Source organism: Streptomyces sp. NPDC015532, assembly GCF_043078065.1.
GTDB lineage: Bacteria > Actinomycetota > Actinomycetes > Streptomycetales > Streptomycetaceae > Streptomyces.
Map to the genome: position 1 here is coordinate 158,564 of NZ_JBIBSY010000015.1, position 14,141 is coordinate 172,704.

11 protein-coding genes and 1 pseudogene are annotated in these 14,141 nt (G+C 69.9%); 8 read left to right on the plus strand and 4 right to left on the minus strand.

Translation table 11 applies throughout. From position 1 onward, the window contains the following. Positions 1 to 87: 87 nt before the first annotated feature. On the plus strand, positions 88 to 237 hold the full coding sequence (locus ACF07B_RS34165; protein WP_392181780.1) for a hypothetical protein: 150 nt from the start codon (positions 88 to 90) through the stop codon (positions 235 to 237). 598 nt (positions 238 to 835) lie between these two features. Here ACF07B_RS34165 and ACF07B_RS34170 read toward each other — a convergent pair. Continuing rightward, a pseudogene (locus tag ACF07B_RS34170) lies at positions 836 to 1,024 on the minus strand (IS5/IS1182 family transposase); the annotation flags it as partial. A 201-nt stretch (positions 1,025 to 1,225) separates the two neighbouring features. On the opposite strand from ACF07B_RS34170, the gene ACF07B_RS34175 reads away from it, so the two are divergent. Together ACF07B_RS34175 and ACF07B_RS34180 are read left to right on the plus strand one after the other, a co-directional pair. Continuing rightward, on the plus strand, positions 1,226 to 1,600 hold the full coding sequence (locus ACF07B_RS34175; protein WP_392181781.1) for a hypothetical protein: 375 nt from the start codon (positions 1,226 to 1,228) through the stop codon (positions 1,598 to 1,600). A gap of 153 nt (positions 1,601 to 1,753) precedes the next feature. After that, a complete protein-coding gene (locus ACF07B_RS34180) occupies positions 1,754 to 2,059 on the plus strand; it encodes a hypothetical protein (protein WP_392181782.1) in 306 nt (101 codons plus the stop codon). Positions 2,060 to 2,072: 13 nt separating this feature from the next. Here the strand turns inward: ACF07B_RS34180 and ACF07B_RS34185 are convergent, their stop codons facing one another. Both ACF07B_RS34185 and ACF07B_RS34190 read right to left on the minus strand, forming a co-directional pair. After that, positions 2,073 to 2,822 (minus strand): hypothetical protein, encoded by a 750-nt coding sequence (locus ACF07B_RS34185; RefSeq protein WP_392181783.1) that lies wholly within the window; start codon positions 2,820 to 2,822, stop codon positions 2,073 to 2,075. Next, a complete protein-coding gene (locus ACF07B_RS34190) occupies positions 2,819 to 4,291 on the minus strand; it encodes a phage holin family protein (protein WP_392181784.1) in 1,473 nt (490 codons plus the stop codon). Before ACF07B_RS34190 ends, ACF07B_RS34185 begins: the two co-directional genes overlap by 4 nt. 21 nt (positions 4,292 to 4,312) lie before the next feature. Between ACF07B_RS34190 and ACF07B_RS34195 the strand changes: the two genes are divergently transcribed. After that, a complete protein-coding gene (locus ACF07B_RS34195) occupies positions 4,313 to 4,948 on the plus strand; it encodes a hypothetical protein (protein WP_392181785.1) in 636 nt (211 codons plus the stop codon). 114 nt (positions 4,949 to 5,062) lie between these two features. Here the strand turns inward: ACF07B_RS34195 and ACF07B_RS34200 are convergent, their stop codons facing one another. Next, positions 5,063 to 6,121, minus strand: a complete 1,059-nt coding sequence (locus tag ACF07B_RS34200) for a PucR family transcriptional regulator (RefSeq protein ID WP_392181786.1) — start codon at positions 6,119 to 6,121, stop codon at positions 5,063 to 5,065. Between the two features lie 239 nt (positions 6,122 to 6,360). On the opposite strand from ACF07B_RS34200, the gene ACF07B_RS34205 reads away from it, so the two are divergent. The 4 genes from ACF07B_RS34205 to ACF07B_RS34220 all read left to right on the plus strand — a co-directional run bounded on the left by ACF07B_RS34205 (position 6,361) and on the right by ACF07B_RS34220 (position 14,054). Then, entirely contained in the window at positions 6,361 to 6,774 is a 414-nt protein-coding gene (locus tag ACF07B_RS34205; RefSeq protein WP_392181787.1) for a hypothetical protein, read from the plus strand. A 104-nt stretch (positions 6,775 to 6,878) separates the two neighbouring features. Further along, positions 6,879 to 8,912 carry a flotillin family protein gene (locus tag ACF07B_RS34210; protein ID WP_392181788.1) on the plus strand — a complete coding sequence of 678 codons (2,034 nt, stop codon included), beginning with the start codon at positions 6,879 to 6,881 and terminating at the stop codon, positions 8,910 to 8,912. Positions 8,913 to 8,988: 76 nt separating this feature from the next. Then, positions 8,989 to 13,932 (plus strand): DNA repair ATPase, encoded by a 4,944-nt coding sequence (locus ACF07B_RS34215; protein ID WP_392181789.1) that lies wholly within the window; start codon positions 8,989 to 8,991, stop codon positions 13,930 to 13,932. Beyond that, positions 13,929 to 14,054: a hypothetical protein gene (locus ACF07B_RS34220; RefSeq protein ID WP_392181790.1), complete on the plus strand. Its 126-nt coding sequence runs from the start codon at positions 13,929 to 13,931 to the stop codon at positions 14,052 to 14,054. The genes ACF07B_RS34215 and ACF07B_RS34220 overlap by 4 nt, the downstream gene beginning before the upstream one ends. Positions 14,055 to 14,141: the final 87 nt, after the last annotated feature.

Sequence of the window (14,141 nt, forward strand, 5' to 3'; positions counted from 1 at the left end):
CGATGGCTATCCGGCCCGCAGCCAAGGACCCAGGACGCCCAATCTCGGGCACGTCCTTCGGAGGGACCGACCCTCTAACCGCTTTAGTTGACCGAGCCCACGTTGCACTGCGCAGTCCACGTCGGCTGGCTGGCCGAATTCAGCGAGACGTACGGCGGTGGCCAGGCCCTCGGGACCATCGCGCCCATCACCACGATCGTGGCGGCGGGCGCCCCCTCCGCCCGCCGCAGCAGGTAGACGCCCACCACCGTCTACCGCGCCGGCGCTCGCGCGTGGCCGGGGCTTTCGGCACGGCGGCCAGGCTCTGATCCGCCGGCCACGTGGACGGCGGCAGATCGGCCGAACCCCCGTCCGGCTTACCGAGGTTGGCCACCGTTGCCAGCAGGCACCACTCCGTGTCGATGCCGAACGCGGGCTCGTACGACACGCATCCGGGCTGCTCGATACCCAACGACGCTGTGGTGATCGACGGGTGGGCGCCGCCCTCAGCGGCCAGGGTGGCGCCGAGGGGGGGCGACCAAGCCGCCGGCAGGACCCGGCGCTCGTGAGCGTGGCCGTCTGGCCACCTGCCTCGTGTCGCCCTGGCGAACATGGCGGACCACCCGGTCCGCGCCACCGCCGTCTACCGCGCCCTCACCCTCCGGTAAGCGCTGCGAGAGCCGCCGAACACGCCGCCGACTCGGGCCCGTCCCCACCGACGCACACGCCGACGCCTCCTCCCGAGCACACCTCGCGGGCCGCCTCACCGAACGTGCCCTTCAGCACGCCCTTTCGAACAGGGACGCGAGGAGGGCGGCGATTGCGTCGGTCCGGCTCGTTCGGATAAGACGTCATTTCAGTTGGCGAGTCGGCGGTGGCATATGAGCGTCGCGGCGATGGCGGTGAAGGCCAGGAAGTACTCCGGCTTGCGTTCGTAGCGGCGGTGGAGGCGTCGGCAGCCGGACAGCCAGGACACGGTCCGCTCCACGACCCGGCGGTGCCGGCCCAGGTATCGGGATGACTCGATGCCTCTGCGGGCGAGGCGGTGCCGAATGCCGAACACGACGCTCGCCGAGGCAAACGGCAAGATCGAGATCGCCGGCTGACGGTGACGAAGGATGTCTGGGCCCGGGCAGCATTACGCTGCCCGGGCTCACGCGAGGAGCATCTGGACCTAACCTTGCCGCAGGCAGCAGCCTGAAGCCCGATCAGCCGCTCGGGGACTTTACGTGAGGAAGTGGGAGCCGTGTTCGTGTGGCTCTGGATAGCCGTCTGGTCGGCATTTGTGCTGCCGTTGAGCATCGCGTCGTTGCGGGGGTGGGCGCCCAAGCGGGTCCGGAACCGCACGAGTCCGTGGGGCATCCGCGTCCGCGGAGTGGCCATGCTGGTCATGTGGACGGGAGGGATGATCGCTCCGCTGCTGCACTGGACCAGCCTGAACGGCGATGACACCTTGTTCTTGGCCACCGTGATTCAGGTCGGCCTTCTGATGCTTGCGATCGGCCTCATAGGCGGCTCACAGCTCGGCGACCGGTTCCACCGGCGGACGATGCGAACCGAGCGACCGACGACTCCCACGGCGGTGTGCGGCGCCAGCAATGAACCGTCAGGAGACTTCTAGGGGCTCGATCCGAGCGGCGACCGCAACCCGGCGTGTCCACTTCACGAGCGAGAAACCCCCTGAGAAGAGCGAAGCCAGTAGAGCGAACCGTGGGTCTCCGCATAGCGTCAGACTCCTTGACCGGTGGCAGCTTGAGTGGCAGGGGAGTTGGACTTGTCCTTCTTGAAGTTCGCGGGCGATGCAGTCAAAGAGATGGCGGGCACGCTGGAGACCAGCGGTGGCCAGATGAAGTCGGCCTCGAAGGAGATGAAGCACGCCGACTCCTCGCAGATCGGCCACAGTGGCCTGGAGTCTGCGTGCGACGACTTCGCCGATTCCTGGGACTACGGCTTCGGGCAGCTCTCCAAGCTCACCAAGGGCGTATCGAAGTTTGCCAACAAGGCGGCCGAGGAGTTCACCAAGCTGGACCAGAAGCTCCACGACGAACTGAAGAAGAAGGCAGGCGAGGGCAAAAGGTAGTACCCCGGCAAGTTCAGGACGGGCTCTCCTGCGGCACGTCGAAGGAGAACGTCCGGCCGATCTGGGCGAGACGCCCGCAGTAGGAGTCGAGCAGGAACACCGACGGCGTGGAGATCGTGACGTACACGCAGTAGGCGCGGGGGGCTGGGATGATCAGCTGGAGCGAGGCCATGGGGAGCGTCGGACGCACCAGGTCCCCCGTCCCGGCGACATCCGCGAGACCGGACTCTGCTGCGAAGCGGGCAGGCAGTGTCAGCGATCTCAAGGACGCGGACATGACGCCCGGCCCGCACGGCAGTTTCGCTGCGAGCAGCATGTCCTGACGGCCTTGCAGGCCCTTGCCCAGGTCGAAGTCCAGCTCCTGGAGCTCGCTCTCGCCCGTGAAGAACTTCTGCTCCTTCGCCCGGTAGATGCCCTCGGCGGCCAGCAGCCGGTCGCGGTGCCCGCTGGGCTTCGTGGTCACCGCGAGGAGCCCCATCGACAGCCGCTCGTCGCCGCCCACATCCTCGGTGCCCAGGCACATCGCGGTCAGCACGACTGTCTCTTCGCCGCCCATCGACAGGCCCGGGATGGTGGCGCGCATCTGCTCGGTGACCGAGGCGAGTTGTGCCTCGTCGGCGTCCGGCATGAGCTGGGCCAGCGCCTCTCGCCAGCCTTCGCCGGCTGTGGGGTCCGGCAGCCGGATGAACTCGTCGGGGACGGTGTACTGGAACGCGTACGGGACCGCTCGCGCGGCGGCGGACTCAACCGGGTTCTGGGTCACGCGGCGGTTCCGAAGCTGGAGGGCTGCAGAGCATTGGTGAAACTCTGGCCCGCGGACGTCAGAGAGGTGGAGGCGTCGAACTGCGGCCCCAGCGGGCCAGGAGCCATGATCCTGGGCTCGCTCTCGGGTGCTTCATAGCTCGCGAAGCCGGCGATCGGTCCGACGACGGGGACGTCGGATATGTTCCAGTCGCCGTCCAGCCAGCGGCCCTCGTTCGTGTTGGAGCCGATGGCGAAGCCCGCCCCGGTGACCGTCCCGACGATGTCGAGCGTCGTGCCTGTCGCGACGTGGACCCAGCCTTGGCCGGCCATGCTGAACCCGCGCAGCGAGTTGCCCATGCCGCTCGGGATTTTCGCGATGTTGCCCCAAGCCCCTGGCCCGATCTTGCCGAGGGTCGCCATGAATCCCTCGGACGCGCGGAGCGCCCGGCCGGACTGCACCATGACCCGGCCGAGCCGCGCCAGCCGGGCACCCGCCAGACCGACGCCACCCGCAACCACTCCCAGAGCATCCCAGGCCAGGGTCTGCCAGGTCATCCCTTCAGCGCCACCGATCATGGCGGCACTGTGCGCGGCCAGGGCACCCACACCGACGATGAAGCCGATCAGTCCGAGTGCGCCGACCCCGGTGCCGAGCGCCAGGGCGACAAGGCAGATCACGCCGATGACCATGGCAACGTCGGCCAGGACGTCTCCGACCAGCTTCCAGAAGTTCGGGTCAGTCAGAACATCCCAGGCATCGGACAGGAAGTCCGTGAAGCCGTCGACCAGATCGTCGAACCAGCCCGGCTCGGGCGGGGCGTCGTCCGCTGCATCCTTGATCGTACGGGCGGTCGCGTCGGCGACGGTGGTGTATTCGGTGTGCAGGCTGTGGGCCCGGCCACGTACGGCTTCCAGTTCACTGTTGGCCTCATCGCAAGCTTTCTGCTTGCTCTTCTTGTCCTTCTCGTGCTCGTCCTTCTCCCTCTCGGACAACGCGGACGTGTCGTCCGGCAGACCGTGCAGAGCGCCCTTCGCACTGCTCACCTTCTTGGCAGCGGCGGCAGCCTCCTCCTCCAGTTTGCGGGCCCGCGACTGGAAGCCGTCCAGGCTGGTCTCCCAGTTCGACAGTGCGCGGTGGGCGGAACCCACCGAATCCAGGGCCTTCTTCAGGTACGGCGGGATCTTCTCGACGGACGTGCTGAACGCGTCGGCGGACTTTCCCACCCAGATCCCGTCGGACGAGCCGATCTTGCTCAATTGCGTATGCGCGGTACCGCTGTCCCGGTTGACCCGTCCGATCGCGGAGACCATCAGCCGTACCGTCTCCAGGTCGCCCGGTGCGGGATCGAACCCGAGACAGGGATACTCCGAAGAACCCACTGCTGCTCCCCCAACGTCTGCCGCCCGGCTCCCGCCGCAGGGAGCTGGATGATTCAGGTGATAGGAAGCTATCCGTGATGCGGACGGTTCTGCCATCGTCGTGACCACACCGCTACGGCATCCTGACAAATGCCCAACAACCCGGCCCCGGAGGCGGAGATGTTCCTGCAGTCCCAGCTCGACGCCCTGCTGCGGGACGGCTCACGGGGTGTTGAACGGCATGACGCCCGCAATCTGCAGCGCTCCTGGCGGAAGTTCGCGGCTTTTGCCTACGTGGCCGAGCAGTACGGATACCGGTACGAGGGACTGTCCCCGCTCTCTCCCAAAGGGAGTCCGAACCCGTACTTCGCATTCCGCCGTATGCCCCACGCTGTTGAACAGGCCGGCAGCACCGCAGAGCGGTATCCGACCGCTGCACAGGGTGGTCAGTTGCCCGGCATGCGGCCCGGCGGGAGCAGACTGCGGCCGCTGTCCGAGGCGCAACGGGACGTCGACCTCCTGCGTGCACGCATCATGGTCGACTACAGCCGTACCCACCGGCGGCGAGGCCTGATCGCTCTCGTCATCATTCCGTTCGTCATGCTCATCCCGCTCTCCCAGACAGGCTTCACGTTCAATGCCCTGCTGGTCTGCGCTGCCATCTGGCTTGCCTTTGCGGCTCTTTGGGCACTTGGCTTCTCCCTTGCCCGGCGCCGGTATGCGAAGTACAGCCAGATCCTGCGGGCGGCCGGTGTGCAATGGCCTCCGAGCACAGCGCTGACGTGATGGCCGATGCTCCGGGGCACCCGCCGCGAGGAAGGCAGCAGGCAGCCCGGAAGGGGCGGCGAGGAAATGCCCGAGCCGCCCAAGGCATCGCCCGTCAGCAAGAGGCGGCAGGTGTCAGAGGTCCTGGGCAGGCCAGTCCAGCAACCGCGCCCCGATGACCGCCGTCTGGAGCATGTAGCGGTGCGCCGGGTCGGCGGGGTTGGCGCCGGTGAGTTTGTGGATGCGTTCCAGGCGGTAGGTCAGGGCGCGCACGCTCAGGGTCAGGCGGCGGGCGGCCTCGGCGGCGACGCAGCCGCAGTCGAAGTACGCGGTGAGGGTGTCCAGGAGGGGCTGGGCGCCGCCGCGGCTTGCTCTGAGCGGTCCGAGGGCGTCGAGGACGAGGTCGGCCATGGCCTGGCGGTCGCGGGTCAGGACCGGGTAGACGAGCAGGTCCGCAGCGCGGAGGACCGGTTCGTCGAGACCCAGGCGCTCGCCCAGCTCCAGGGCGTTGAGCGCCTCCTCGTAGGAGTGGACGACGCCACCGGGGCCCGGCTGGGGGCGGCCGATGGCGACGCGTCCTCCTTCGGTGGCGGCGTAAGCCTGTTTGGCGAAGTAGGTGAGGACGTCGTCCTGATGGCCGGGCGCGATGCACAACAGTCGCCCGTCCTTGGTGGTGATCAGGACGTCGCGGTCGCCGAAGCGGCCGATGAGCGCACGTTCGACCTGCCGCGGCACCGGGTCGCCCTCGTCATAGGCGGCCGGGCCCTGGGCGACAGCGACCGCGTGCGCGTGCGAGAGGCGCAACCCGAATCGTTCGGCGCGTTCGGCGAGGCGGCCCAGGTCGCTGCGGCCGTAGAGGAGATCGTCGATGAACTCGCGGCGCGCGGCCTCCTCCTGGCGTACGGCGTGGTGCTGGGCGCGTTCGTAGCCCTCGGCGAAGGCGTCTATCGCCTGCTGCATGGCGCCGAGTGCGGTGTCGGTGGAACCGGGTGAGTGGGGCCAGGCGGAGCGCGCGGCGGTCAGGTGTTCGTTGACGAGGGTGCGCAGCCCATGTCCGGCCTCCGCTGCCTGCTCACCCAGGGCGCGCCGGGACTCGATCTCCTCGCGGGTGAGGCGCCGGCCGGTGGCCGAGACTACGGCCAGGATCTCGGCGTAGCCGTGCAGATAGTGCACGGGGTTCTCGCGGTCGGTCATGTCGTCCCTCGAATCTTGACGCGCCGGTGACGGTTTTTTAGCGGCTCACCGGCATGCAGACCCTAGTGAATGCTGCCGGGAATCGGCAATGCGCGTACATGCCCGGGCCGTGCACCATGACCTGCGGGGAGCACTGCGAAGGTTCTGGTGCCGGACACCGGCAGATGGTGTCCGGCCCGGAACCTGGAGGGGAGCAGTGCGCCGTCGGGGTGTGCCGTGCGCGGGAAGGGGGCCGGGAGATGCGGACGTTCGTCGAGGCCGCAACCGGCTTGCCCGGCATCCTGCTCACCGCCGCCCTTGTCGTGGCCGTGTGCTTCTGGCTGTTGGTAGCCGTCGGCGCCGTGAGGGTGGACAGCTTCGACGCGGACGCCGACCTCACCGCCTGGAGCATGGGCGGGGTGCCGGTGACGGTCGCGCTGTCGCTGCTGACGGTGGTCGCCTGGCTCCTCAACGTCGCCGTGACCGCCCTGTTCTCCGTCCTCGCGCCATCAGGGACCGTCACCGGTGTTCTGCATCTGCTGGCACCGGCAGGTTCGCTGTTCGTCGCCTGGCGGCTGACCTGCCTGTTCGTACGGTCCTTGCACCGACATTTCCCAGAGGAACCCGGTCCGATCGCGGACCGTCGCAAGCACCGACGGCGAACGAACCGGTGAGCTGCTCGCGGCACAGGACCGTGCCGTCCGAGCCCCACCTCCGGCGGGATCTGTCCCGCCTCCCCATCTCGTTTCAACTCCCTTACGCCTGAAGGACTTATGCCATGGTTGCCATCGGCGTGCTCGCTGCCGCCCTGCTGCTCGTCGCCCTCGTGCTGTTGCTGGCCCTTTCCCGGCTCTTCCGCAAGGTGGAGCAGGGCAAGGCGCTGATCGTCTCCCAGACCCGGAGGGTCGACGTGACCTTCACCGGGCAGATCGTGCTCCCGGTGCTGCACAAGGCCGAGGTCATGGACATCTCGGTGAAGACGATCGAGATCACGCGCACCGGCCGTGAGGGACTGATCTGCCGGGACAACATCCGCGCGGACATCCGCATCTCGTTCTTCGTCCGGGTCAACAAGACGGTCGAGGACGTCATCAAGGTCGCTCAGGCCGTCGGCACCGCGCGGGCCAGTGACCGGGACACCCTGCAGGAGCTGTTCCACGCGAAGTTCTCCGAGGCGCTGAAGACCGTCGGCAAGCAGATGGACTTCACCGACCTGTACACCAAGCGTGAGGAACTGCGGTACCAGATCATCGAGTTGATCGGTGTCGACCTCAACGGCTACCACCTGGAGGACGCGGCGATCGACTACCTGGAGCAGACGCCGCTGACCCAGCTCGACCCGGCGAACGTCCTCGACGCCCAGGGCATCCGCAAGATCACCGAACTGACGGCCGTCGAGCACGTCCGCACCAACGAGGCCCAGCGCAACGAGCAGAAGGAGATCACCCGGCAGGACGTCGACGCTCGGGAGGCGATCCTGGAACTGGAGCGCCGGCAGGCCGACGCGGAGATCAAACAGAAGCGGGAGATCGACACCGTACGAGCCCGCGAGGAGGCCGAGACGGCCCGGGTGGTGGAGGAGGAGCGGCTGCGCGCCCAGGGCGCGTTCCTGCGCACCGAGGAGCAGTTGGGCGTCCAGCGGGAGAACCAGGCGCGCGAGGTCGCCGTCGCGGCGAAGAACCGCGAGCGCGTGATCGCCATCGAGAACGAGCGCATCGAGAAGGACCGCCTCCTGGAAGTCATCGGGCGCGAGAGGGAGACGCAGCTGACGCGGATCGCCGCGGAGAAGGAGGTCGAGGCGGAGAAGCGGGAGATCGCCGAGGTCATCCGTGAGCGCGTCGCCGTGGACCGGACGGTCGCCGAGCAGGAGGAGTCCATCAAGAAGCTGCGCGCCGTGGAGGCGGCGGAGCGCGACCGCCAGACGGTGATCATCGCCGCCGAGGCCCAGGCGCAGGAGAAGCTGGTCAAGGACATCAAGGCAGCGGAGGCCGCCGAGCAGGCCGCGACGCACCGCGCAGCCGAGCAGCTCACGCTCGCGGAAGCCCAGTTGAAGTCCGCCGACCTGGAGTCCAAGGCCAAGCTGCGACTGGCCGAGGGCGTGCAGGCCGAGGCGGCGGCCGAAGGACTCGCGGCCGTCCAGGTCCGCGACAAGGAAGCCGAGGTCATCGAGAAGGCGGGCCGTGCCGAAGCCGTGGCCACCGAGGCCCGGCTGCGCGCCGAGGCCGAGGGCGCGCAGGCCAAGGCCCTCGCGGAAGCCATGGCGATCGGCGAGAAGCTCAAGGCCGAGGCGGCAGGCCTGACCGAGAAGGCCGCTGCGATGGCCGCCCTCGACGACGCGTCCCGCGGCCACGAGGAGTACCGGCTGCGCCTGCAGGCTGAGAAGGAGATCCGGCTCGCCGGTCTGGACGTCCAGCGACAGGTCGCCGAGGCCCAGGCCACGGTGCTCGCCACCGGGCTGGAGAACGCCGACATCGACATCGTCGGCGGCGAGTCGGTCTTCTTCGACCGGCTGATGTCCTCCATCGCGCTGGGCAAGGGAGTCGACGCCTTCGTGGAGAACTCACAGACGGCGCAGGCGCTGGCCGGCCCGTGGCTGGACGGGACCTCGTCCTTCACCGACGACCTGAGCCGCGTACTCGGCTCGGTCTCGACCGCCGACGTGCAGAACCTGACTGTCTCCGCCCTCTTGATGAAGCTCATGAAGTCCGACGGTGCTGCCGCCGGGCCCGTGCAGCAGCTCCTCGACAAGGCGGGGGAGCTGGGCCTCGCGGACACCCCGCTCGCCGCGCTCAACGGCAGCGCGAGGGCCTGACGACCGGCGGGCCGGACGCTGCCCCACAGGGGAGGGCAGCTCCGGCCCGCACACCTTTTGAAGGGACCCACACACCATGGCAACCGGCCTCCAGACGGGAACCCACCAGACCGGGAAGCCCCGGACCGGGACGTACGACGCCGTCGACACCGGCACGTACGAGGTGCTCCGCGACCGGCTCGCCGCCCAGGCCGCCGAACTCGCCCACCGCGCCGAGGCGCTCAACGCCCGCCGTGCGGAAGAGTTCGGTTCGGTGCGGCTGGAACTCACCGGCACCGAGCGGCTGCGCGGCGAGCGCCCGTCCGTGCCCCGGGACGTCGTCGCCCTCGGGGACTCCTTGCTCTTCGGCTGCGTTCCGCAGCTCGACGTCCGGGCGGAGACAGCGGTGGGCGACGTCTTCGCGCTGCATGACCGGAACCTGAACCGGCTTCCCGAGGACGCCGTACCGGGTCTCCTGGACGATCCCGGGTTCGTACGGGAGTTCGCGGCCCTGCACCGCTACTACCGGCACGCCCGGCTCCTCCAGCTCCGCCGCACGGACGGCAGACTGCTGGCCGTCTTCCAGACGGGAGAGAAGGCCGGGGACATCCGCGTCCTGCGCTGGGCGACGACCCCGGACGGGCGGGTGTCCTTCCTGGACGCGCGCGGGGACCGCGACCATGCCCTGGCGCCCTCCCACGACTTCGCCTGGACCGGCACCACCCGCGAGGACCACGCGCTCGGCCGGCACCCGCACGTCCGCGTCCAGGACGAGATCTTCGTCTCGACCGTCGGCGGCGCACTCACCGTCAAGGTGGACGACGACACCGAGGCCGAGGAGGCGATCTTCGACGAGCCGGTCGACGAGCCGCTGCAGTCGCTCGCCGACGCGGACATCGCCCACGCACGGGTGGGCGCCCTGATCCTGCTGCGGATCCGCCCCTACAAGGAGGACACCCACCGCTACCTGGTGTTCAACACCCTCACCAGGTCCGTGGTCCGCCTCGACGGCATCGGCCGGGCGTGCCGCCGGCTGCCCGATGACCAGGGCATCGTGTTCCCCGGGGGCTACTGCCTGGCCGGCGGCGGGCACAAGACGTACGACCTGGACACGACAGGCCTGGAGTTCGAGCGCGAGGTGCGCTCGCCCAACGGCGAGGACGTGCTGTACGCGTTCCACGCGCGCGTGGAGGGCCGCAGGCTGCTGCTGTCCTTCAACCTGATCCGCAAGGAGGTCGCCGCCCCCCTGTCGTGCCACGGCTCGGCGCTCTTCGACGACGGCACCCTGGTGGTGCTGCGCGCCGACGGCGGCGAGCCGGCCCGCGTCCACCCCGTTCAGCTGTGGCGCTCCCCGTACGCGTCCGACACCTACGCCGCCACCGCCCCCACCGGCACGGGACCACTGGCCCGCGTCGGCAACGCCGATCTCGTCCGTGGCATCTCCGACTGTCTGTCCGTCACCCGCGCCGTCGCCGAGACCACGCCCACGACCGAGGTGTACGAGGAGCTGTCGGCCGCCTGTGTCCGTGCGGCGGACAGCCACCACTGGCTCGGTGACGAAGAGCTGGGTGACCTGCTCACCCCCCTGTCGGCCGTGCGCGGTACCGCCGAACAAGTGCTGGCCGAATTCGAGACCGTCCTGGCGCTGACCCGGCAGGCGTCCGACGCTCTCGACGAAGCCGCGGACCGCATCGCGACGGTGGTGCGCCGGCTGCGCGGTGAAGCCCCACGCGACGCGGCTGTCTGGGTGACGGGGCTGACCGAACTGCGCCACGCCCAAGGGTACTTGCTGACCCTCAAGGAGCTGCGCCACTGCGACACCGCCCGCGTCGACGAGCTGGCCGCGGACGTGGCGGCGGACCTCGCGACGTTCGGGCAGCGCGCCGTCGCCTTCCTGGCCCGCGAGGACGCCTTCGCCGGGCACCACGCGAGCGTCGAACAGCTCATCGCGGACGCCGAGTCGATCGCCACCGTCGCCGAGGCCGCGCCCGTCACGGCCCGCCTCGACGAGCTGGCCGAGGGGCTGCGCACGGTGACCGAGGTCGTCGCCGGGATCGACATGGCCGACGCCATGGTCCGCACGTCCGTGCTGGAGCGCGTCGCCGAGGTACTGGGCGGCCTCAACCGGGCTCGTGCCACCCTCGACGCCCACCGCCGCACCCTCCTCGACCGTGAGGGGCGAGCCGAGTTCGCCGCGGAATTCGCCCTGCTCGGCCAGGCGGTCACCGCCGCGCTCGCCGTCGCCGGCACGCCCGAGGTGTGCGACGAACAACTCGCCGGCATCCTGGTGCGGTTGGAGGACCTGGAGTCCCGCTTCGCCGAATTCGACGGCTTCCTCGGCGAAGTGGCCGACAAGCGCGCCGAGGTCCATGAGGTCTTCTCCTCCCGCAAGCAGACGCTCGCCGACGCCCGGGCCCGCCGGGCCGAACAGCTGGCCACGTCCGCCGCCCGGCTTCTGGAGACGATCGCCCGCCGCTCGGCGACCCTCACGGACCCCGACGCGGTCTCCGCATTCTTCGCCTCCGATCCCATGGTCGCCAAGGTCCGCCGCACCGCGGACGAGCTGCGTGATCTCGGCGACGGCGTGCGGGCGGAGGACCTGGACGGCCGGCTGAAGGCCGCACGGCAGGAGGCGGCCCGCGCACTGCGCGACCGCGTCGACCTCTACGCCGACGGCGGCCGCACCATCCGCCTGGGCAGCCGCCGCTTCGCCGTCAACACCCAACCCCTCGACCTCACTTTGGTGCCGCAGGGCGACGGCCTCGCCTTCACCCTCACCGGCACCGACTACCGCTCGCCCGTCACCGACCCCGACTTCGCCGCGACGCGCCCCTTCTGGAACCGGCACCTGCCGTCGGAATCGCCGGAGGTCTACCGCGCCGAACACCTCGCCGCCCGCCTGCTGAAGGAGCACGGGCACGCGACCCTCGCGGACGCCCAGCTTCCCGCCCTGGTGCGCAAGGCCGCGGAAGAGGCGTACGACGAGGGCTACGAGCGCGGCGTGCACGACCACGACGCCACCGTGATCCTCACCACGCTGCTTCCGCTGTACGAGCAGGCGGGCCCGCTGCGTCACGAATCCACCGGCCGCGCCGCCGCCCAGCTGTTCTGGGCACACGGCACCACGGCCGAGGCGCGCGTCACCTGGACACGGCGCGCGGTGTCACTCGCCCGGGCACGGGACACCTTCGGCCTGTCCCCCGCGATCGCCGAGCTGGAGGGCGAACTGGCGGACGCGATCAGCGCCTGGTCCCCGCCGGACGAGAGGACCGCGTCCGCCGCCGCTTCGTACCTGTTCGAGGAACTGACCGGCGGACCCGACGGTTTCGCGCTCAGCTCGGCCGCCCGTACCCTGCTCGACAAGTTCCGCCACACCGTGGACACCTCGGCCTACGACGAGGACCTGATGGCACTCGACGACCTCGCCGAACGCCGCCAGCTCGCCGAGGCCTGGCTGTCCTCGTACGTCTCCTCCACCGGCGCGGACGGCGACCCCGGGGACCTGGCCGAGGCGGTGGCCGCCGAGCTGTGCCCGGAACTGACCCGCTACGACGCGGACGCCCCGCTGACGGCCACGGCCGAGGGTCTGCTCGGCACGCATCCGCGCATCACCGGCCGCCGCCTGCCCCTGCGGATCGACGAGTTCCTCGCCCGGACGGACAGATTCCGCGACCTGGACACCCCTGCCTTCCGCGCGTACCAGCGCCGGCGTACCGCCCTGGTCAGCGCCGAACGCACCCGTCTGCGCCTGGACGACCACCGGCCCCGCCCCATGGCGTCGTTCGTCCGGGGCCGCCTCATCGACGAGGTGTACCTGCCGCTCATCGGCGACAACTTTGCCAAGCAGCTCGGCACGGCGGACGAGACGAAGCACACCGACACCGGCGGACTCCTGCTGCTCGTCTCCCCGCCGGGCTACGGCAAGACGACGCTCATGGAGTACGTCGCCGACCGCCTGGGCCTCCTGCTGGTGAAGGTCAGCGGCCCGGCGCTCGGCCACGCCGTCACCTCGCTCGACCCGGCCCAAGCTCCGAACGCCGCCGCCCGACAGGAGGTCGAGAAGATCAACTTCGCTCTGGCAGCGGGCAGCAACACCCTTTTGTACCTCGACGACATCCAGCACACCTCGCCCGAGCTGCTGCAGAAGTTCATCCCGCTGTGTGACACCACCCGCCGCATGGAGGGGGTGCGGGACGGTGAACCGCGCACCTACGACCTGCGGGGCAAGCGGTTCGCGGTCTGCATGGCGGGCAACCCCTATACCGAATCGGGCAGCCGCTTCCGGGTACCCGACATGCTCGCCAACCGCGCCGACGTGTGGAACCTCGGCGAGGTCCTGACGGGCAAGGAGGACGTCTTCGCTCTCAGCTTCGTCGAGAACGCGCTGACGGCGAGCCCTGTCCTGGCTCCGCTGGCCGGCCGTGACCGCGCCGACCTCGATCTGCTGGTCCGGCTCGCCACCGGCGATGCGACCGCACGCGCCGACCGGCTCACCCATTCTTACGCGCCCGCGGAACTGGAGAGGATCCTGGCCGTTCTGCGTCATCTGGTCGCCGCGCGTGAGACGGTCCTCGCGGTCAACGCCGCCTACATCGCCTCGGCCGCCCGGTCCGACGCCGCCCGCACCGAACCGCCCTTCCAGCTCCAGGGCTCCTACCGCAACATGAACAAGATCGCCCAGCGCATCCAGCCCGTCATGAACGACACCGAGCTGGCCGCCGTCATCGACGACCACTACGCAGCCGAGGCCCAGACCCTCACCACCGGAGCCGAGGCCAACCTCCTCAAGCTGGCCGAGCTGCGGGGCACGCTCACCACCGCACGGGCCGACCGCTGGGCCGAGGTGAAGGCCGCGTACGTCCGCACGCGGGACTTCGGCGGCCCCGACGGCGACCCCCTCGTGCGCGCGGTCGCCGCCCTTGGCCTGCTCGCCGACCGGGTCGCCGCCGTCGAGTCGGCCATCACCCGCGTCGCCGACCCCCGACACCGGCTCGCCAACCCGAGCGCCCGCCACACGGCCGGACGGCAGGAGTCGCGATGACGTATTTCCTCGCTCCTCTCGTCGCGGCCCTCGTGATCGTCGCGCTCAACACGGTCGTTCTCGTCCGCCGGGACCGGCGGACGATGGCGTACCAGCGTCGGCTGCCGCACGGGCGCGAGTGAGGGCAGGGCACTGCTCTCTGCCGGCCGGCACACCTGTCTTCGGGTGGTTGTATCGTGCTGGTACGACCAGCAGCTTTGGGCCGAACG

What these genes read in the sequence shown, in the direction of transcription:
- ACF07B_RS34220 (WP_392181790.1), top strand. Translation starts at nt 13,929, where the DNA reads ATGACGTATTTCCTCGCTCCTCTCGTCGCGGCCCTCGTGATCGTCGCG.
- ACF07B_RS34195 (WP_392181785.1), top strand. Translation starts at nt 4,313, where the DNA reads ATGCCCAACAACCCGGCCCCGGAGGCGGAGATGTTCCTGCAGTCCCAG.
- ACF07B_RS34200 (WP_392181786.1), bottom strand. Translation starts at nt 6,121, where the DNA reads ATGACCGACCGCGAGAACCCCGTGCACTATCTGCACGGCTACGCCGAG.
- ACF07B_RS34210 (WP_392181788.1), top strand. Translation starts at nt 6,879, where the DNA reads ATGGTTGCCATCGGCGTGCTCGCTGCCGCCCTGCTGCTCGTCGCCCTC.
- ACF07B_RS34215 (WP_392181789.1), top strand. Translation starts at nt 8,989, where the DNA reads ATGGCAACCGGCCTCCAGACGGGAACCCACCAGACCGGGAAGCCCCGG.
- ACF07B_RS34205 (WP_392181787.1), top strand. Translation starts at nt 6,361, where the DNA reads ATGCGGACGTTCGTCGAGGCCGCAACCGGCTTGCCCGGCATCCTGCTC.